The following is a 17,397-nucleotide window of genomic DNA, read 5'->3' on the forward strand; positions in this document are numbered from 1 at the left end:
TGCGGAGGGGCGGTGCGACGGAGCGGGCGCGCGGGCGCCGGGCCGCGGAGCGGCTACTCCCACTCCCAGCGGACGCCGATGTGGCCCGGCTGCTGGTCGGGGGCGAGGACGTGGGCACTGGCGGAGGCGCCGATCCAGAGCTGCTCGCGGCGCCGGTCGACGTCCGCCCCCGGGTCGCGGTCGTAGCGCTCGCAGTGCACCGGCACCGTCGCCGGGTCGAAGTGGACCTGGAGCACGTACTCGCGCACCGGCGTGGCGAAGCGGCGGCTGTACTCGGTCGTCCGGGCGCCGCCGGAGGGGATCTCCACCTCGTACTCGAAGACGGTGCTGTCACCGAGGCCCAGCGGACGGTCCAGCATCACCTCGCCGACGATCAGCCCGGCCTCGGTGCGGCGGCGCACCCGGCCGAGCCGGCCGTGCCGCACACCGGTGATCTCCGGGCAGCCGGTCCCCTCCTCGTCGGCCTTGTGCACCACCAGGCAGCGGGTCACCCCGGCCACCGTGGCGCGGACCACCTGGCGCAGCCGCAGCAGGTTGCCGCGCCGGTCGGCGTCCACGTAGTACGAGTCGTGGACCGAGAGCCGCTCCAGCTCGCCGGCCGGCGGCGCGTCGAGTTCGGTGAACACGTCGGAGATGTCCTGCTCGCCCGGCCAGACGTCCTCCAGCCGCAGGTGGCTGGTGGTGGCGTTGGCCGCCCAGCGGCCGCGCGGACGGGGCGGGCCGAGCAGCGCGGACAGCGTGGAGTGCGGCAGGCCGAGCAGCTCCTCCAGCAGGTGCACGGCGCGCAGCGAACTGGCCCGCTCCGGCTGGCTGCGCCCGCGCCGCCAGTAACTCAGCGTGGTGACACTGACTCTGACGCCCCGTTGGGCGAGCGCGGCGCGGATCCGGTCCAGGCTGAGGCCGCTGGCCTCGATCGCCACATGCAGGGTGTCGGCGAAGCCGCCGGTGGGGCTGGGGCGTCCGGGCGTCGGCGCGGGCGACAGCGGCGGAGCGGGTGGCCGGGGAGCGGGCGCGGGTGCGTCCTGGCGCGGCCCGACCAGTCTGAGTCGTGCGTCCTGGGGGTGCTGTGAGGCCATGTGGTTACCTTCCCCACCGAGCGGGTTCGGCAGACCCGGTGCGGCGCCGGAACGCGCCGTCAATGGCCTCGCCGAGCTGTGGGGAACCCTATGCACGGTCGAGAGGCTACGTCATCAGTCGTGCGTATGACAGTGGTCACGGGGGGTGGACCGCCCGGTGAGCGATCTTGAAACAGTACGGAAACACACCGACCGCTCCCCGGGCGGGCGGCGGGATCCGGCCGGGCGCTGTCCTGTTCCGGCCAGGAACCGCCCGGACGGGGCCGGCCGTAGACTCGGGGACCGTTCGAGAGCTTGGGAGTGCCGATGACGGAGCGGACAGCAGACCCGCGGGACCCGCGCCCGCTGCTCGGTGAGCCGCTCGCGCTCGACCTGCTGAACACGCGGTGGGCCGGGGTGCCGGTCAACGACCTGCTCGACGCGCCGGACGGCCACGCGATCTGGCTCTCCTCGGCCGGGCTGGCCCCGCGGTGCGCGGCGGACGAGGCCGGGCTGGCCGCCCTCCGGCAGGCGCGGGAGGCGCTGGCGGCGGCGGTGCGCGAGCTGGACGCGGGCCGGCTGCCCGGGGCCGGCGAGCTGGCCGGGCTGGACGCGGTGCTGCGGCACGGGCGGGTGCGGCGGGAGGCCTCGGCGGCCGGGCCGGTGGACCGGGTCGAGGTGGACGGGCCGCAGCGGCTGGCCGCCTGGCTGGTGGTGGACGACTTCCTGGGGCTGCTGGCCCAGGGGCCGCAGCGGATCAAGAAGTGTGCGCACGAGGCGTGCATCCTGCACTTCTTCGACACCTCGCAGAACGGCCGCCGCCGCTGGTGCCGGATGGCGGTGTGTGGCAACCGGGCGAAGGCGGCCCGGCACTACGAGAAGGCCAAGGGCTGACCCCGGGACGGCCGTGCGCCCCGGGGCCGCGCCCGGCGGGCCGGGTCAGGCCTCGCCGAGCCACTCGGTGAGCGCGGCGCGCAGCTCGCCGGCGCCCGGGTCGACGGCGGCCCAGGCGGCGTAGCCGTCCGGGCGGATCAGCAGCACGGTGTCGCGCAGCTTGCCGTGCGGGTCGGCCGGGGCGGCGGTGACCAGACGGTCCGCCCACGGGTCGGCGGCCGCCACCTCGTCATTGCTGACCAGGACGAACCTCCCGGCCCGCAGGGCCTCGTAGAGCCGCTCGGGAGCGGCCGGGGCGCCCTCGCGGGGCTGTTCCAGGGCGGTCAGCCGAAGGTCCGGGACGCGCTTGCCGACCAGCGGGTGGGCGTCCTTGGGCGCCGGGTAGGCGATGCCGATGCCGGAGACGGTGCGGGCGCCGCGCTCGACGAGCGTGTCCAGGTGCCCGGCGACCGAGACCAGCGCGCCGCGCAGCGCCCGGGTGGCGGCGGACTGGGCGACGGCGACCCGGATCATCGCGCCGGAGACGCGCAGGGCCGCCCGGCCGACCGGGTGCCGCTCGGCCTGGTAGCTGTCGAGCAGCGCGTCGGTGGCCCGCCCGCGCAGGACGGCGGCGAGCTTCCAGGAGAGGTTGGCGGCGTCCTGGAGGCCGGTGTTCATGCCGAGGCCGCCCGCCGGGGAGTGGCAGTGGGCCGCGTCACCGGCCAGGAAGACCCGCCCGGAGCGGTAGTCGGGGACCTGCCGCTCGTCGCTGTGGAAGGTGGAGCTCCAGCGGACGTCGTGCAGCCCGTAGTCCTCGCCGAGGGCGCGGCGGGCGATGGCGGCGATCAGGTCGAGCTCCGGCACGGCGCCGTCCGGGAGCTGCTCGTTGCGGTCCCAGGCGAGGACCCGGTACCAGCCGTCGCCGAACGGCACCAGGAGGGCGAGGCCGTCCTCGTCGGCGCCGGCGGCGAGCCCGTCGTCGGGGTCGCGTTCGAGCCGGACGTCGGCCAGCAGCATCGAGTCGACCACCGACTCGCCGGGGAAGGGCAGGCCGAGCAGGTCACGGACGGTGGAGTGGACGCCGTCGGCGCCCACCGCGTAGCGGGCCCGGTGGGTGGCGGCGGCGCCGTCCTCGACGGTCTCGACCGTGACGCCCTCGGCGTCCTGGTGCAGGCCGGTCACCTCGGCGCCGCGCAGGATCCGCGCGCCCGCCTTCACCGCCCGGTCCAGCAGCAGCTGTTCGGTCCGGTACTGCGGCGTCATCAGGACGAACGGGAAGCGGGTGGGCAGGCTGCCGAGGTCGATCCTGGCCCGGTTGAAGGCGTTCAGCGAGGTGACGGGGCGGCCGTCGGTGATGAGCTCGTCGGCGAGGCCGCGGGCGTCCAGCAGTTCCAGGCTGCGGGCGTGGACGGCGAAGGCCCGGGTGAGGTTGGACTCGGCGGCGCGCTTCTCCAGCACGGTGACGTCCAGCCCGGCGGCGGCGAGATCGCCGGCCAGCAGCAGTCCGGTCGGTCCGGCGCCGACCACGATGACGTCGGTGACGGTCTGCTTCTCGCTCATGTGTCAGCTCCCGGTGCTCGAACAGCGGCTGGACGCCGGGTGTGGCGTTTCCCCGCCTCCATCATCGCTGCCCGGGAGTGAGGTTGTGAATCTCCGGCCCCCGGCGAGTGGCCGGGGACCGGAGGCGAGCGGCACTCAGCTGTGCCGGCGGATCTCCACGGTGCGGAACCGGTTGGCGACGAACGCGCCGTCGCAGTAGGCGGAGTTGGCGGCCGGGTTGGCGCCGGTGCCGTGCAGGTCGGAGAAGGCGGCGGTCTGGTTGGCGTACACCCCGCCGGTGAGGTTGAGCGAGAGCGAGACGCCGGCGTCGAGCGCGGCCTCGACCAGGGCGGCCTCGACCTCGGGCGAGGTGGTGTAGCCGGAGGCGGTCATCGCGCCCCGGGTGCGCACGGTCTCGCGCAGCAGCGCGACCGCGGCGGCGGTGTCCTCGACCGCGACGGCGAAGGAGACCGGGCCGAAGCACTCGCTGCGGTAGATCGCGCGGTCGTCCGGCTTGTCGGCGTCCAGCTTGACCAGCGCGGGGGTGCGGACGGTCGCGCCGGGGAACTCCGGGTGCTGCACCGCCCGCGGCGCGAGGGCGAGTTCGCCGTACTCGCCGCCGGCCGCGGCGGCCGAGCGCCGGAGCACGCCGGGGTTGACCACGGCGCCGAGGACGGCGGTGGCGCGGGCGTCGTCGGAGAGCAGGCCCTCGACGGCGGCGGCGAGGTCGCGGACCACCTCGTCGTAGGACTTGGCGCCCTGGTCGGTGCCGATGCCGCCGCGCGGGATCAGCAGGTTCTGCGGGGTGGTGCACATCTGGCCGCTGTACAGCGAGAGCGAGAAGGCCAGGTTGTTCAGCATGCCCCGGTAGTCGTCGGTGGAGTCGACGACCACGGTGTTGACGCCGGCCTTCTCGGTGTAGACCTCGGCCTGCCGGGCGTGCTCCTCCAGCCAGTCGCCGAAGGCGGTGGAGCCGGTGTAGTCGATCAGCTTGATCTCCGGGCGCACGGCCAGGGTGGCGGCCACGGTGCCGCCCTCGTGCTCGGCGGCCAGGCAGACCAGGTCGGGGTCGAAACCGGCCTCGGCGAGCACCTCGCGGGCGGTGCGGACGGTGAGCGCCAGCGGGAGGACGGCGCGCGGGTGCGGCTTGACCAGCACCGGGTTGCCGGTGGCCAGCGAGGCGAACAGGCCGGGGAAGCCGTTCCAGGTGGGGAAGGTGTTGCAGCCGATCAGCAGCGCCAGGCCGCGCGGGACGACGGTGAACTCCTTGGTCATCACGAGCGGGTCGCGCTTGCCCTGCGGCTTGGTCCAGCCGGCGCTCTCCGGCAGCCGGGTCTGCTCGGTGTACGCGTAGGCGACGGCCTCCAGGCCGCGGTCCTGGGCGTGCGGGCCGCCGGCCTGGAAGGCCATCGGGTAGGCCTGGCCGGTGGTGTGCATGACGGCGTTGGCGAACTCGTGCGAGCGGGCGTTGATCCGGGCCAGGATCTCCAGGCAGACGGCGGCGCGGGCGAGCGGCCCGGCGGCGGCCCAGGCCGGGCGGGCGGCGGTCAGCGCGGCGATCAGGGCGTCCGGTCCGGCGTGCGGGTAGCCGATGCCCAGCTCCAGGCCGTACGGGGAGGCCTCGCCGCCGACCAGGTCGCCGTCGGCGGGGTGGCCGGGCAGCTCGAACGGCCGGTTCAGCAGCGCCTCGAAGGCGGCCCTGCCGTCCGCGGCGCCGCTCTCGCCGTAGGCCTTCGGGAACTCGGGGTAGGGCGACCAGTAGTCGCGCTTGGCGGCGGCGTCGACGGCGGCCTCCAGGGTGGCCCGGTGGCGTTCGACGAGCTCGGCGACGTGGGGGTGGGTGACCGCTGCGGACATGGTGTGCGCTCCTCAGAGGGGAGGACGGGACACGTCACAGAGTAACCGAACGATCGGTCGGCTCAAGAGGCAAATGAGAAGCGCGTCCGGCGGGTTCCGGACGCGCTCCCGTCGGGCGGTGACGGCGGGGCCTACGGGATGCCCAGCTCGAAGATGACGTAACCGGCGTACCAGCCGGAGGCGAGCGCCCCGGTGCCGAGCGCGGTGGCCAGCACCGGCCAGCTCAGCTTCCGCATCGCCACCGCGAGCGCGATCAGCAGCGGGAACGCCGGCAGCAGGTAGCGCGAGGTGTTGCCGAAGATGCCCAGGCTGCCGAGCACCGAGACGATGGTCGCCAGCGTGTAGGCGGTCAGCACCAGCGGCGGGCGCAGCCGGACCAGCAGCACGATCAGCACCGGCAGGCTCAGCACCAGCAGCGTCGCCAGCATGTCCGAGGTGTGGTAGGCGAACGGGTAGTCGTTGCGGCCCAGCAGGATGCCGCGCACCGCCCGCCAGGTGCCCTGGCCCCAGTCGAAGTAGTGCAGCCAGGCGTCCCGCTGGAGCGTGAAGTAGCCGCCCCAGTCGCCCATCCGCCAGCCCACCCAGCCGACGTAGCCGAGCAGCCCGAGCGGGGCCAGCAGCATCGCGGTCAGCGGGCGCAGCACCCCGCTCTCCCGCCGGTACAGCTCCACCAGCGCGGCCAGGCCGACCGCGCCGATCAGCGCCGCCGAGGTGGGGCGGTTGAGGCCGGCGACCAGGGTGATCGCCCCGGCCGTCACCCACTGCTTGGTCATCACGAAGTAGCAGGCCCAGGCGGCCAGCGCGATGAACAGCGAGTCGGAGTACAGCGCCCACTCGGCGCCCGAGCCCGGGGCGATCGCCCACAGCCCGGCCGCGATCACGCCCGCGCGCGGACCGGCCATCCGGTCCACCACCGCGTAGATGCCGGCCGCGGCGAACAGCGAGGCGACCACCGAGACCAGCATCCCGGCGCCGTACAGGCCGAACGGGCTGATCTCCGAGACCAGCCGCATCAGGCCGGGGTAGAGCGGGAAGAAGGCGGCCGAGTTCTGCTCGATGGTGAAGCCGGGAGTGCCCCCGGGGACCGGCACCAGCGCCGGGTGGTAGCCGAACTGGGCGACCTGCTGGTACCACCAGCCGTCCCAGCTGGCCAGCACGTCCCAGGGGTTGGCGCCGCCGCCGAACCGGGGGTGCTTCTCCAGGTAGTCCCCGGAGAAGGAGAGCAGCTTCATGAAGACGGTGAAGCCGAGCAGCTTCAGCACGGCGTAGCACCAGACCGCCGGGCCGAAACGCAGGACCAGGTCGCGGGCGCGCTCGCGCCAGTCGGCCGCGGGCCGGTCCGTGGAGCCGTCGCTGCGCTGCTCGGGCAGATCGGACTCGACTGCCGGTATTGCGCTCATCGACTACCCCACCTGCTCGGCCACGGACGGATCGTCCGCCGAGTCTAGGGCGTGGGCCCGGGATTTGGTGTGGACCAGGGCACCCGGGCACCGCGGCACCGGGGCGGGCGGCCATACTCGGAGGATGGCCGATCACACCACGCGTACCGCCTACACCGTGGAGTCCCTGCTCGCGGTGACCGTCGACGTCTTCAACGAGCGCGGCTACGACGGCACCTCGATGGAGGACCTGTCGCGCGCGGCCGGGATCTCCAAGTCGTCGATCTACCACCACGTGCGCGGCAAGGAGGAGCTGCTCCGGCTCGCCGTCGGGCGGGCGCTGGACGGGCTGTTCGGGATCCTCTCCGAGCCGGGCGCGGTCGACGGGACGGCGGTGGAGCGGCTGGAGCACGTCGTGCGGCGGACCGCCGAGGTGCTGCTGGCGGAGCTGCCCTACGTCACCCTGCTGCTGCGGGTGCGCGGCAACACGGCCACCGAGCAGTGGGCGCTGGAGCGCCGCCGGGAGTTCGACCACCAGGTGGCCGAGCTGCTGCGGGCCGCGGTGGCGGACGGCGCGCTGCGGGCGGACGTCGAACCCCGGCTGGCCACCCGGCTGCTCTTCGGCATGATCAACTCCATCGTGGAGTGGTACCGGCCGGGCCACAGGAGCGCCGACGGGGTCGCGGACGCGGTGGTCCACCTGGCCTTCGACGGTCTGCGGGCCCGCTGACCGGACGGGTCCGCGGGGCAGCCGACGGTCCGGGGCTCAGGGCTGGTCCGGGGCTCAGGGCTGGTCCGGGGGGACCTGGTCGGTCTCCTCGAAGACCAGCATGGTGCGGGTGCCGAGCACCTGGGGGATCGACTGGATGCTGCCCAGCACCAGCTCCCGCAGGGCCCGGTTGTCGGCGGTGTGCACCAGCAGCAGGACGTCGAAGTCGCCGCCGACCAGCGCGATGTGCGCGACCCCGGGCAGGGCCAGCAGCTGCTCGCGCACGGTGCGCCAGGAGTTCTGCACGATCTTCAGGGTGATGTAGGCGGATGCGCCCTGACCTGCGCGTTCGTGGTCCACCCTGGCGGTGAAGCCGCGAATGACCCCGTCCTCGACCATCCTGGATATCCGGGCGTACGCGTTCGCCCGCGACACGTGCACCCGCTCGGCCACCGAGCGGATCGAGGCCCGGCCGTCCTGCTGCAGCAGCCGCAGGATCGCCCGGTCGACCCGGTCGAGTCTGGACATCTGTTCAGCCGACATGACCCCCCACCCCCACCGATTGGACCAACTGCCACCAGTCGACCGCCCCCCGGGCCGATTGTCCACCACCTTCGCACGCTTCTGGTCAAGATGAACAGACGACCGAACAATCGGTAGGGAGCCCCCGCCACCCCTGGAGGTGCCCCGAGATGACCGTTCTCGACCACAGACACCGCACGTCGGTGCCCGGCTGGCTGCCCGGGGCCACCGCCCCCCGCACCGACCCGGCCCCGCTGCTCCCGGACACCGCTCCCGTCCGGGTCCTCGGTACCCCCGCACTGGAGAAGTACGACCCCGCCCTGCTCCGCGAGCTGTACCGCCGCCTGGTCGTCGGCCGCCGGTACAACCAGCAGGCCACCACGCTCACCAAGCAGGGCCGGCTCGCCGTCTACCCGGCCTCGACCGGGCAGGAGGCCTGCCAGGTCGCCGCCGCGCTGGTGCTCGGCGAGCGCGACTGGCTGTTCCCCAGCTACCGCGACACCCTGGCCGTGGTCTCCCGCGGCGTGGACCCGCTGGAGGCGCTCACCCTGCTGCGCGGCAACGCCCACACCGGCTACGACCCGCGCGCCAGCCGCACCGCCCCGCTCTGCACCCCGCTGGCCACCCAGGGCCCGCACGCCGTCGGACTGGCCCACGCCGCCCGGCTGAGCGGCGACCCGGTGGTCGCGCTGGCCCTGCTCGGCGACGGCGGCACCAGCGAGGGCGACTTCCACGAGGCGCTGAACTTCGCCGCCGTGCTCCGGGCCCCGGTGGTCTTCCTGGTCCAGAACAACGGCTACGCGATCTCCGTCCCGCTCGGCGCGCAGTCCGCCGCCCCGACCCTGGCGCACAAGGCCGTCGGCTACGGGATGCCCGGCCGGCTGGTGGACGGCAACGACGCGCCCGCCGTGCACACCGTCCTGGCCGAGGCCGTCGAGCGGGCCCGGACCGGCGGCGGCCCGACCCTGGTCGAGGCGCTGACCTACCGGGCCGAGGCGCACACCAACGCCGACGACGCCACCCGCTACCGGACCGAGGCCGAGGTGGCGGCCTGGCGCGAGCACGACCCGATTCTGCTGATGGAGCGCGCACTGCGCGGACTCGGGGTGCTGGACGACGCCCTGGTGCAGGAGGCGGCCGACGAGGGCGAGGCGCTCGCGGCCCGGATGCGGGCCGAGTTCCACGCCGACCCGGAGCTCGACCCGATGTCCCTGTTCGCCCACGTGTACGCCGAGCCCACCCCGCAACTGCGCGAGCAGGCCGCGCGGTTGGCCGAGGAGCTGGCCGCCGAGGCCGAGGTGCAGCACTGATGACGACGGCCGCTTCCCCCACCGCCGCCTCCCCCGCCGCCGGCGCCCGCACCGCGAGCATGGCGCAGGCGCTCAACGCGGCGCTGCGCGACGCCATGCGCGAGGACCCCGCGGTGCACGTGCTCGGCGAGGACGTCGGCGCGCTCGGCGGCGTCTTCCGGATCACCGACGGGCTGACCGCCGAGTTCGGCCCGGACCGCTGCCTGGACACCCCGCTGGCCGAGGCGGGCATCCTCGGCACCGCCGTCGGCATGGCCATGTACGGGCTGCGGCCGGTGGTGGAGATGCAGTTCGACGCCTTCGCCTACCCGGCGCTGGAGCAGCTGTTCTCGCACGTCGCCAAGATGCGCAACCGCACGGCCGGCCGGCTGCCGCTGCCAATCACCGTCCGGATCCCCTACGGCGGCGGCATCGGCGGCGTCGAGCACCACAGCGACGCCTCCGAGGCGTACTACGCCTCGACCCCGGGACTGCACGTGGTCACCCCCGCGACGGTGGCCGACGCCTACGGGCTGCTGCGGGCCTCGATCGCCTCGGACGACCCGGTGGTCTTCCTGGAGCCCAAGCGGCTGTACTGGGGCAAGGCGGAGTTCGACCCGGCCGTGCCGGTCGAGCCGGTCGGGCGGGCCGTGCTGCGCCGCACCGGCAGCTCGGCGGTGCTGATCACCTACGGCCCCTCGCTGCCGGTCTGCCTGGAGGCGGCCGAGGTGGCGAAGGCCGAGGGCTGGGACCTCGCGGTGCTGGACCTGCGCACCCTGGTGCCGTTCGACGACGAGACGGTCTGCCGGGTGGTGCGCTCGCTCGGCCGGGCCGTGGTGGTGCACGAGGCCGGCGGCTTCGGCGGCACCGGCGCGGAGATCGCCGCCCGGGTCACCGAGCGCTGCTTCCACCACCTGGCCGCGCCCGTGCTGCGGGTCACCGGCTTCGACATCCCGTACCCGCCGCCGATGCTGGAGCACCACCACCTGCCCGGGGTGGACCGGATCCTGGACGCGGTCGCCCGGCTCCAGTGGGAGGACTGAGGATGATGCCCGTCGTGCGCGAGTTCACCCTGCCCGACCTCGGTGAGGGACTCACCGGGGCGGAGGTGGTGCGCTGGCTGGTGGAGGTCGGCGAGGTGATCGCGGTCGACCAGCCGGTGGTGGAGGTGGAGACCGCCAAGGCCGTGGTGGAGGTGCCCTGTCCGTACGGCGGGGTGGTGACCGCGCTGTTCGGCGAGGTGGGCCAGGAGATCGCGGTCGGCGCGCCGCTGGTGACGGTCGCGGTGGCGCCGGGCGAGGGCGAGCAGCCGCTCGCGGTGGCGGTCGAGGTGGTGGCCGGACCGGCGGCGGAGGTGGAGCGGCCGCTGGTCGGGTACGGGGTCGCCGAACCGGGGCGCAGCGGACGGCGGCGCCGGGTCGGTGCGGGGGTGGCCGCTCCGGCCGCGCCGGTGACCGCGCCCGCGCCGGTGACCGCGCCCGCCCCGGTGGCCGTACCGGTTCCGGCGGTGGTGCGGGCGCCGGCCGTGCTGCCGGTGATCTCGCCGCTGGTGCGGCGGCTGGCCCGGGAGCAGGGCGTCGACCTGGCGACGGTCCCCGGCAGCGGGCCGGACGGGCTGATCATGCGGGCGGACGTCGAACGGGCGGTCGCGGCGCGGGTCGCCGCCCCGGCCGCGCCGGCCACCCCGGCCGTCCCGGCCCCGGCCACGGCCGCCGCCGGGGAGGTCGTCCCGCTGCGCGGGCTGCGCAAGGCGGTGGCCGAGAAGCTCGGCCGCAGCCACCGGGAGATCCCCGCCGCCACCTGCTGGGTGGACGCCGACGCCACCGAACTGATGGCGCTCCGGCGGCAGTTGAACGCCGCTCCGGGTCCGAAGGTGAGCGTGCTGGCCCTGCTCGCCCGGATCTGCACCGTCGCGCTGGAGCGGTTCCCCGAGCTCAACTCCAGTGTGACGGAGGACGGTTCGGGCATCCGACGGCACCCGGCGGTGCACCTGGGCTTCGCGGCCCAGGGCGAGCGCGGTCTGGTCGTCCCGGTGGTGCGGGACGCGCAGCGCCTCACCACCGAGCAACTCGGCGTCGAGCTGGGCCGGTTGACCGAGGCGGCGCGGACCGGGTCGATCGCGCCGGCCGAGCTGACCGGCGGTACGTTCACCCTGAACAACTACGGGGTGTTCGGCGTGGACGGCTCGACCCCGATCCTCAACCACCCGGAGGCGGCGATGCTCGGGGTCGGCCGGATCGTCGCCAAACCCTGGGTCCACCAGGGGGAGCTGGCGGTGCGCGAGGTCACCCAGCTGTCGTTCACCTTCGACCACCGGGTCTGCGACGGCGGCACCGCGGGCGGGTTCCTGCGGTTCGTGGCGGACTGCGTCGAGCGGCCGGGCCTGCTGCTGCGGCAGCTCTGAGGGTCCCGGCCGGCGGCGACGGTCGCCCTGGGTGGTGGAGCCGCCACCCAGGGCGACACGGATCGAGCGAGAGTAGCGCGTCCCGGGGGCGGGTGTCAGGGCTTCGCGCTATTCGTCGGATGAGCACTCCGGGCATGTCACGCTTCCTGGGCGTCAACCGAGACAAGCCAGGTGGTGGCGAAGGCCGGCCGGAGGCGAAACGATTTTCTTGGGTACTCGAAACGTTGCGGTGAAGTCCCGCAGAACACTCCTGGTCAGGACCGGGCCCGGCTCGGTGGCGGCCTCCGCCGTTCCGCCGATGCCCTCGGATCCCCCGGACCTGCCGCCGGTCACCCCGTCGGTGGTGCCGGCCGCCGTTCCGCCGCCGCCGGCCGGGCCGCCCGCGGTCCCCGCGCCGAGCCGGCCGGACGCCGCCGGACCGGCGCCGGCCCGGGCGATCGAGCCGCTGTTCACCAGCGCCCCCGGCCTCAACTGGGCCGTTCCGCCGCTCGCCCCGGTGCCGCCCGCCCCGGACCCCGGCGGACCCGCCGAGCAGCCGCCGACCGCCCGGGACCTCGAACTGGTCCGGTCCTGCCTGGCCGTGGTCGAGCCGGTCGCCGACCGGGCCACCGCGCAGTTCTACGCGCTCCTCTTCCTCGGCCACCCCGAGATCAGGGCGCTCTTCCCGGCCGCCATGGACGTCCAGCGCGACCGCCTCTTCCGCGCCCTGCTGATGGCCGCCCGCGGCGCCGGGGAGCCGCAGGACCTGCGCGCGTACCTGGGCGCACTGGGCTGCGCGCACCGCCGGTTCGGCACGCTGACCGGCCACTACGGCCCGGTCGGCGAGTGCCTGCTGGCGGCGCTCGCCAGGTACACCGGCAGCCGGTGGACCGCGGAGACCGAGCTGGCCTGGCGCCGGGTCTACCGGCTGGTCTCCTCGATCATGATCGAGGCCGCCGAGCGGGACGCCCGCACCTCGCCGCCCTGGTGGCAGGGCGAGGTGGTCGCGCACGAGCGCCGCACCCCGGACGTCGCGGTGCTCACCGTCCGCCCCGACCAGGCCTACCCGTACCGGGCCGGGCAGTACACCGTTCTGGAGACGCCCTGGTGGCCGCGGGTCCGGCGGCACTTCTCGTTCGCCTCGGCGCCCCGGCCGGACGGTCTGCTGACCTTCCACGTCAAGGCGGTGCAGGCGGGCTGGGTGAGCAACGCGCTGGTGCGCCGGGCCGCGCCCGGGGACGTGCTGCGGCTCGGCCCGGCGGCCGGCGGGATGACCCTGGACCACGCCGACGGCGCGGACCTGCTGCTGGTGGGCGGCGGCACCGGGATCGCGCCGCTGCTGGCCCTGGTCGAGGAACTGGCCGCGTACGGCGCGGCGGGCCGCTCGGTCGAGGTGGTCTACGGCGCCCGGCGCGCCGAGGAGCTCCACGGGCTGGCCGGGCTGCGGGAGCTGTCCGCCCGGCACGACTGGCTGACGGTGCGTCCGGTGCTGTCCGGCCCCGGTGCGGGGACGGCGGAGGCGGTCGCGGCCGGCCTGTCGGCGGGCCGGCTCCCGGAGGCGGTGGCCCGGTTCGGCCCGTGGACCGGACGGACGGCCTACCTCGCCGGGCCGCCCGCGATGGTCCGGCGGACGAGCGGGGTGCTGCTGCGGGCCGGGTTGCCGGCGGAACGGATCCGGCACGACCTGGCCGCCCGGTGAGGCCGTGCCCGGGTGCGGGACGCGGTCGGACGTCGGCCCGGGCCGACGTCGGGCGGGTCCGGACCGTCAGCCCAGGTCGGGCGCGAGCAGCGCGCGGACGCCCTCGATGTTGGCGGCCAGGTAGGCCCGCAGGCTCGGCGGCACCACGTTGACCGAGGTGACGCCCTCACGGGTGAACGGCACCCGGACCACCTCGTACGCGCCGTTGGGCTCGTCGACCTCGGGGCCGTGCCGGCGGTCGAGGTCCATCGAGGCGAGCCGGCAGACGAAGAAGTGCTGCACCTTCACCCCGTGCGGGTGGAGCGGGGTGCCGTCGTCGTGGTGCGTGTGGCTGATGGTGTCCACGAAGGCGGGGACCACGTCCACCACCTTGCCGCCGAGTTCCTCGTCCACCTCGCGGTGCAGCGCGTCCACCACGGTGCGGTCGTCGCGCTCGACGCCGCCGCCGGGGGTGAGCCAGTACGGGTGCGGGGAGCCGGGGCGGGTGCGCTTGATCAGCACGAGCGAGGCCGGGCCGTACGGGTCGTTCGGGTCGACCTCCAGCAGGATCGCCCGGGCGGTGCGCTTGACGACGGGGCGGGGCGGGGTGCGCATGGCGACCTCCGGGGCTGGAGCGTTGTGCGGGATTCTCCCGCCGCCCGGCGCGCCTGAAACGCGGCCCGCCGACGGGTGCGTCCGTCCGTGGAGGATTCCTAGCAGCGATAGATCTTTGATCGCGAAGATGAACGTTGAACAGCTCTTTGAAAGTTAGGTTTTACCATCTGATGACCTTTGATTCAAAGGATTTTACCGAGCGAACCGTGTGAGAGTCATTGCAGGGACGGCGCGCCTGTGCTGCAATGGGCGACTATCGGGCAAATCGGAGTGATCTACTCCGCATGCTCTTCTCTGCAATGACTCGGGCTGGGGGCTGGCTGTGGCCATGGATCGGATCGCAGAGCGCACCGCGCCGCCGACGCGGACCTCGCGCAAGGACCGGCAGCCCACCCTGATCTCCTCCGTCCAGCGGGCGCTGCGCCTGCTGGAGGCCGTCGGCGGGTTCCGCCACGGGGCCACCGCCAAGCAGTTGGCCCGGGTGGCCGGACTCCCGCTCGGCACCGCGTACCACCTGCTGCGGACCCTGACCCACGAGGGATACCTGCGGCGGACCGACGGACACTTCTTCTACGGGGAGTCGGTCGACGGCATCGTCCGGGCCGACGACCGGCAGGCCGAACGGCACGGGCTGCGGGTGCGGATGGAGCAGTTAAGCGACGAGCTCGACGCCGCCGTCTACTTCGCCCTCTACGAGGACGGCGAGGTGACCGTGGTGGACACCGTCGACGGCGCCCACCAGCCCGCCGTCGAACCGTGGGCCGACTTCCGGGCCACCGCCCACGCCCACGCCATCGGCCAGTGCCTGCTGAGCCAGCTTCCCGAGGAGGCCAGGCGCGACCACCTCGCGCGCCACCCTCCGGTGGGCCTCACCCCGTCCACCCTGGTCGGCGAGTCGGCGGTCCTGCGCCGCATCGCCGGGATGCGGCACACCATGCCGGTGGTCGAGCGCCAGGAGTACGCCCTCGGCACCGTCTGCGCGGCCGTTCCGATCACCGTCGGCTCGGTGGTCGCCACCATGGCCCTCTCGCTGCCGGTCGAGCAGGCCGACCGGCTCACCGCGGTCGCCGGCCAACTGCGGCGCAGCGTCGGCGCGATGACGCCGTCGTTCGTGCTCTGACGGTGCCGCCGCACCCGGCCGCCCCGTCCCCGCCCGGCCGGTTCCGCTCGTTCACCATTTGAAAAAGCACATCTTGTCCACTACGTCCCCGAACGGGACGATGAGGATGGACGTACCGCACGCAATCCCTCCCCCTGTCAGCCAACAGCCTTGTCCGGGCCACCCGCGAAACCCTCACCCCGTGCGCGGCCGGGCAGAACGAGAGGTGTCGGTGCCATGCAGCACAGCACAGTCCAGGGCCACCTGACCATGAACCTCGTGGTCTCGACCGAGCTCACCTTCCGCATCGTGGTCGACCTCGACTACGACCCCGCCGACCCGTACGCGGTCCGCTTCACCTTCCACCTGCCCGGCGACGAGCCGGTCACCTGGGTCTTCGCCCGCGAGCTGCTGCTCGACGGGCTGGCCCGCCCGGCCGGTGAGGGCGACGTGCACATCCACCCGGTCGGCGGGGAGCTCGGCGAGGTCTGCCTGGTGCTGCGCGCGCCCGAGGGCGACGCCGTGCTGCGCGGCTCCGCGCCGCCGCTGATCGCCTTCCTGGCCCGTACCGACCGCCTGGTGCCGATCGGCGAGGAGGCCGCCGCCGGTGACCTCGACGCCCAGCTCGACCTCATCCTGCGCGGCCACGAGAACGCCGGGTGAGCCGCCGGCGGGCGCAGGACGCGGACCGAAAGGGGCCCGTACCCGGGTGTTCCACCGGGTACGGGCCCCTTCCGCACGGGCTGCCGCGGGCCCGGCTCAGTCCTCGTCGAGGGCGAGGCTGAGGCCCCAGGAGACCAGGCTGACGATCAGCGCGCCGAACAGCGCCGACCAGAAGCCGTCGACCGAGAAGTCCAGGCTGAGCCGGTCCGACGCCCAGGAGGTCAGCCAGAGCATCAGCGCGTTCACGACGAAGGTGAACAGGCCCAGGGTGAGGATGAACAGGGGGAGCGAGAACAGCTGGACCACCGGCTTGATGACCCAGTTGACCACGCCGAAGACCAGCGCCACGGCGAGCACCGTGAGCGTCTTGTGCTGCCAGTCGTCACCGGTGAGCGTGATCCCGGGGACGATCCAGGCGGCGACCCAGATGGCCGCCGCGTTGATCAGTGTCTTGAGGACGAAACCTTTCATGAGGTCAGCGTCCCAGGTCGGTCAAGGGGAGGCGACGTCCCGCCCGGCGCGGTGGTGTTGAATGCCGGTGGGCCGAGGCCGCACGAGGAGGGGTGCCCCGATGAAGATGTTCCGGCTGGACCGGCTGGACGCCGAGCGCGCCGCCAACGACGGCGCGTACCTGCGCTTCCTGCGCGAGCCGCGGATGTCCGCGGGGCTGTACGCGCTCTCCCCCGGTGACACCGACACCCAGACCGCGCACGACCAGGACGAGATCTACCAGGTGATCAGCGGCCGGGCCGAACTGACCGTCGGGGACGAGACCGCCACGGTGGGCCGGGGCACCGTGGTCTACGTCCCGGCCGGGACGCCGCACCGCTTCCACCACATCACCGAGGAACTGCGGGTGCTGGTGGTGTTCTCGCCGCCGGAGGACTGACCCCCGCCCCCGCGGACGGCCGGTTAGGGTCGGGGCATGAGCAGCCTGAGCCTGACCGAAGAACTCTGGGCGGCGATCGAGCCGGTCTACGCCGAGATCCTCGACCACCCCTTCATCGCCGGACTGACCGACGGCACCCTGCCGCGCGAGGCGTTCCGCCACTTCGTCGTCCAGGACTCGCACTACCTGCGCGACTACGCCCGCGCGCTGGCCGTCTGCGCGGCCAGGGCGCCCGGCGAGGAGGAGGTGCGGGCCTTCGCCGACGACGCGATCGGCGCGCTGGCCGCCGAGCAGGGGATGCACGCCGAGTTCCTGGACGCCTTCGGCGACACCGCCGAGGCCGCCGCCGCCGAGCCGGTGCTGCCCACCACCCGCGCGTACACCAGCTACCTGCTCGCCACCGTCTACGGCGGCTCCTTCGCGGAGGCGGTCGGCGCGGTGCTGCCCTGCTACTGGATCTACGCCCGGGTCGGCGAGCGGCTGCTCGCCGAGGGCTCCCCCGACCCGCTGTACGCGAAGTGGATCTCCACCTACGGCGACGAGGCGTTCCAGTCGGTGGTGCGCCGGGTGCTGGCGCTGACCGACCGGCTCGGGGAGGAGATCTCCCCCGCCGAACGGCGCCGGGTGACCGAGCACTTCGTCACCACCTCGCGCTACGAGTGGATGTTCTGGGACGCCGCCTGGCGCGGGGAGACCTGGCCGGTCTGAGCGCGCCGCGGGGGCCGTGACGGGGCCGCGCGGGGGCCGTGCCGGGGGCCGGGTCCGGGGTGTTCCCCGAGGTCGGGGCGGGGGTTCCCCCGGGGCCGGGGTCGGGGGGATCTCCGGGTTCTCTCGGGGCCGTTGGGCC

General features: G+C 74.2%; 17 protein-coding genes. 10 read left to right on the forward strand and 7 right to left on the reverse strand.

The genetic code is table 11. The features are described 5' to 3' along the window. Window positions 1–53: 53 nt before the first annotated feature. Window positions 54–1,076: a hypothetical protein gene (locus ACFVVL_RS19695; RefSeq protein WP_380294536.1), complete on the reverse strand. Its 1,023-nt coding sequence runs from the start codon at window positions 1,074–1,076 to the stop codon at window positions 54–56. A 306-nt stretch (window positions 1,077–1,382) separates the two neighbouring features. Here ACFVVL_RS19695 and ACFVVL_RS19700 point away from each other — a divergent pair, with 306 nt between their 5' ends. Further along, window positions 1,383–1,949, forward strand: coding sequence for a CGNR zinc finger domain-containing protein (locus tag ACFVVL_RS19700; RefSeq protein ID WP_387676830.1), 567 nt, complete (start codon window positions 1,383–1,385; stop codon window positions 1,947–1,949). A 45-nt stretch (window positions 1,950–1,994) separates the two neighbouring features. On the opposite strand, the gene ACFVVL_RS19705 is transcribed toward ACFVVL_RS19700, so the two are convergent. The 3 genes from ACFVVL_RS19705 to ACFVVL_RS19715 all read right to left on the reverse strand — a co-directional run bounded on the left by ACFVVL_RS19705 (window position 1,995) and on the right by ACFVVL_RS19715 (window position 6,724). Further along, window positions 1,995–3,488 (reverse strand): FAD-dependent monooxygenase, encoded by a 1,494-nt coding sequence (locus tag ACFVVL_RS19705; RefSeq protein WP_387676833.1) that lies wholly within the window; start codon window positions 3,486–3,488, stop codon window positions 1,995–1,997. Window positions 3,489–3,623: 135 nt separating this feature from the next. Then, window positions 3,624–5,324 carry a phenylacetic acid degradation protein PaaN gene (gene paaN / locus ACFVVL_RS19710; protein WP_380294533.1) on the reverse strand — a complete coding sequence of 567 codons (1,701 nt, stop codon included), beginning with the start codon at window positions 5,322–5,324 and terminating at the stop codon, window positions 3,624–3,626. A 131-nt stretch (window positions 5,325–5,455) separates the two neighbouring features. Then, window positions 5,456–6,724 carry a hypothetical protein gene (locus ACFVVL_RS19715; RefSeq protein WP_387676836.1) on the reverse strand — a complete coding sequence of 423 codons (1,269 nt, stop codon included), beginning with the start codon at window positions 6,722–6,724 and terminating at the stop codon, window positions 5,456–5,458. 124 nt (window positions 6,725–6,848) lie between these two features. On the opposite strand from ACFVVL_RS19715, the gene ACFVVL_RS19720 reads away from it, so the two are divergent. Then, window positions 6,849–7,433, forward strand: coding sequence for a TetR/AcrR family transcriptional regulator (locus tag ACFVVL_RS19720; protein WP_380294531.1), 585 nt, complete (start codon window positions 6,849–6,851; stop codon window positions 7,431–7,433). Window positions 7,434–7,487: 54 nt separating this feature from the next. Here ACFVVL_RS19720 and ACFVVL_RS19725 read toward each other — a convergent pair whose 3' ends face one another. Next, window positions 7,488–7,940, reverse strand: a complete 453-nt coding sequence (locus ACFVVL_RS19725; protein ID WP_380294530.1) for an Lrp/AsnC family transcriptional regulator — start codon at window positions 7,938–7,940, stop codon at window positions 7,488–7,490. 164 nt (window positions 7,941–8,104) lie between these two features. On the opposite strand from ACFVVL_RS19725, the gene ACFVVL_RS19730 reads away from it, so the two are divergent. From ACFVVL_RS19730 to ACFVVL_RS19745, 4 genes are all read left to right on the forward strand, one after another. Next, complete coding sequence (locus ACFVVL_RS19730) at window positions 8,105–9,244, forward strand: thiamine pyrophosphate-dependent dehydrogenase E1 component subunit alpha (protein WP_380294529.1); 1,140 nt, start codon at window positions 8,105–8,107, stop codon at window positions 9,242–9,244. Beyond that, complete coding sequence (locus ACFVVL_RS19735) at window positions 9,244–10,266, forward strand: alpha-ketoacid dehydrogenase subunit beta (RefSeq protein WP_387676841.1); 1,023 nt, start codon at window positions 9,244–9,246, stop codon at window positions 10,264–10,266. The genes ACFVVL_RS19730 and ACFVVL_RS19735 overlap by 1 nt, the downstream gene beginning before the upstream one ends. 5 nt (window positions 10,267–10,271) lie before the next feature. Further along, window positions 10,272–11,627 carry a dihydrolipoamide acetyltransferase family protein gene (locus ACFVVL_RS19740; RefSeq protein ID WP_387676955.1) on the forward strand — a complete coding sequence of 452 codons (1,356 nt, stop codon included), beginning with the start codon at window positions 10,272–10,274 and terminating at the stop codon, window positions 11,625–11,627. 298 nt (window positions 11,628–11,925) lie between these two features. Beyond that, a complete protein-coding gene (locus tag ACFVVL_RS19745) occupies window positions 11,926–13,305 on the forward strand; it encodes a globin domain-containing protein (protein ID WP_387676844.1) in 1,380 nt (459 codons plus the stop codon). A gap of 66 nt (window positions 13,306–13,371) precedes the next feature. On the opposite strand, the gene ACFVVL_RS19750 is transcribed toward ACFVVL_RS19745, so the two are convergent. Continuing rightward, window positions 13,372–13,899, reverse strand: coding sequence for an NUDIX domain-containing protein (locus ACFVVL_RS19750; protein ID WP_380294526.1), 528 nt, complete (start codon window positions 13,897–13,899; stop codon window positions 13,372–13,374). Between the two features lie 328 nt (window positions 13,900–14,227). On the opposite strand from ACFVVL_RS19750, the gene ACFVVL_RS19755 reads away from it, so the two are divergent. Further along, complete coding sequence (locus tag ACFVVL_RS19755; RefSeq protein ID WP_387676848.1) at window positions 14,228–15,019, forward strand: IclR family transcriptional regulator; 792 nt, start codon at window positions 14,228–14,230, stop codon at window positions 15,017–15,019. Window positions 15,020–15,235: 216 nt separating this feature from the next. After that, window positions 15,236–15,661, forward strand: coding sequence for an SsgA family sporulation/cell division regulator (locus ACFVVL_RS19760; RefSeq protein WP_380294524.1), 426 nt, complete (start codon window positions 15,236–15,238; stop codon window positions 15,659–15,661). A 96-nt stretch (window positions 15,662–15,757) separates the two neighbouring features. Here the strand turns inward: ACFVVL_RS19760 and ACFVVL_RS19765 are convergent, their stop codons facing one another. Continuing rightward, window positions 15,758–16,132, reverse strand: coding sequence for a phage holin family protein (locus ACFVVL_RS19765; RefSeq protein ID WP_387676851.1), 375 nt, complete (start codon window positions 16,130–16,132; stop codon window positions 15,758–15,760). Window positions 16,133–16,232: 100 nt separating this feature from the next. Here ACFVVL_RS19765 and ACFVVL_RS19770 point away from each other — a divergent pair, with 100 nt between their 5' ends. After that, window positions 16,233–16,550 (forward strand): cupin domain-containing protein, encoded by a 318-nt coding sequence (locus ACFVVL_RS19770; RefSeq protein ID WP_380294522.1) that lies wholly within the window; start codon window positions 16,233–16,235, stop codon window positions 16,548–16,550. Between the two features lie 36 nt (window positions 16,551–16,586). Further along, window positions 16,587–17,258, forward strand: coding sequence for a thiaminase II (gene tenA / locus ACFVVL_RS19775; RefSeq protein WP_380294521.1), 672 nt, complete (start codon window positions 16,587–16,589; stop codon window positions 17,256–17,258). Window positions 17,259–17,397: the final 139 nt, after the last annotated feature.

Source organism: Kitasatospora sp. NPDC058115 (assembly GCF_042884635.1).
Lineage (GTDB): Bacteria > Actinomycetota > Actinomycetes > Streptomycetales > Streptomycetaceae > Kitasatospora.

Bases quoted from the DNA above. Each gene is read 5' to 3' on its own strand.
- ACFVVL_RS19695 (WP_380294536.1), bottom strand. From the start codon at position 1,076: ATGGCCTCACAGCACCCCCAGGACGCACGACTCAGACTGGTCGGGCCG.
- ACFVVL_RS19700 (WP_387676830.1), top strand. From the start codon at position 1,383: ATGACGGAGCGGACAGCAGACCCGCGGGACCCGCGCCCGCTGCTCGGT.
- ACFVVL_RS19705 (WP_387676833.1), bottom strand. From the start codon at position 3,488: ATGAGCGAGAAGCAGACCGTCACCGACGTCATCGTGGTCGGCGCCGGA.
- paaN (WP_380294533.1), bottom strand. From the start codon at position 5,324: ATGTCCGCAGCGGTCACCCACCCCCACGTCGCCGAGCTCGTCGAACGC.
- ACFVVL_RS19715 (WP_387676836.1), bottom strand. From the start codon at position 6,724: ATGAGCGCAATACCGGCAGTCGAGTCCGATCTGCCCGAGCAGCGCAGC.
- ACFVVL_RS19720 (WP_380294531.1), top strand. From the start codon at position 6,849: ATGGCCGATCACACCACGCGTACCGCCTACACCGTGGAGTCCCTGCTC.
- ACFVVL_RS19725 (WP_380294530.1), bottom strand. From the start codon at position 7,940: ATGTCCAGACTCGACCGGGTCGACCGGGCGATCCTGCGGCTGCTGCAG.
- ACFVVL_RS19730 (WP_380294529.1), top strand. From the start codon at position 8,105: ATGACCGTTCTCGACCACAGACACCGCACGTCGGTGCCCGGCTGGCTG.
- ACFVVL_RS19735 (WP_387676841.1), top strand. From the start codon at position 9,244: ATGACGACGGCCGCTTCCCCCACCGCCGCCTCCCCCGCCGCCGGCGCC.
- ACFVVL_RS19740 (WP_387676955.1), top strand. From the start codon at position 10,272: ATGCCCGTCGTGCGCGAGTTCACCCTGCCCGACCTCGGTGAGGGACTC.
- ACFVVL_RS19745 (WP_387676844.1), top strand. From the start codon at position 11,926: ATGCCCTCGGATCCCCCGGACCTGCCGCCGGTCACCCCGTCGGTGGTG.
- ACFVVL_RS19750 (WP_380294526.1), bottom strand. From the start codon at position 13,899: ATGCGCACCCCGCCCCGCCCCGTCGTCAAGCGCACCGCCCGGGCGATC.
- ACFVVL_RS19755 (WP_387676848.1), top strand. From the start codon at position 14,228: ATGGATCGGATCGCAGAGCGCACCGCGCCGCCGACGCGGACCTCGCGC.
- ACFVVL_RS19760 (WP_380294524.1), top strand. From the start codon at position 15,236: ATGCAGCACAGCACAGTCCAGGGCCACCTGACCATGAACCTCGTGGTC.
- ACFVVL_RS19765 (WP_387676851.1), bottom strand. From the start codon at position 16,132: ATGAAAGGTTTCGTCCTCAAGACACTGATCAACGCGGCGGCCATCTGG.
- ACFVVL_RS19770 (WP_380294522.1), top strand. From the start codon at position 16,233: ATGAAGATGTTCCGGCTGGACCGGCTGGACGCCGAGCGCGCCGCCAAC.
- tenA (WP_380294521.1), top strand. From the start codon at position 16,587: ATGAGCAGCCTGAGCCTGACCGAAGAACTCTGGGCGGCGATCGAGCCG.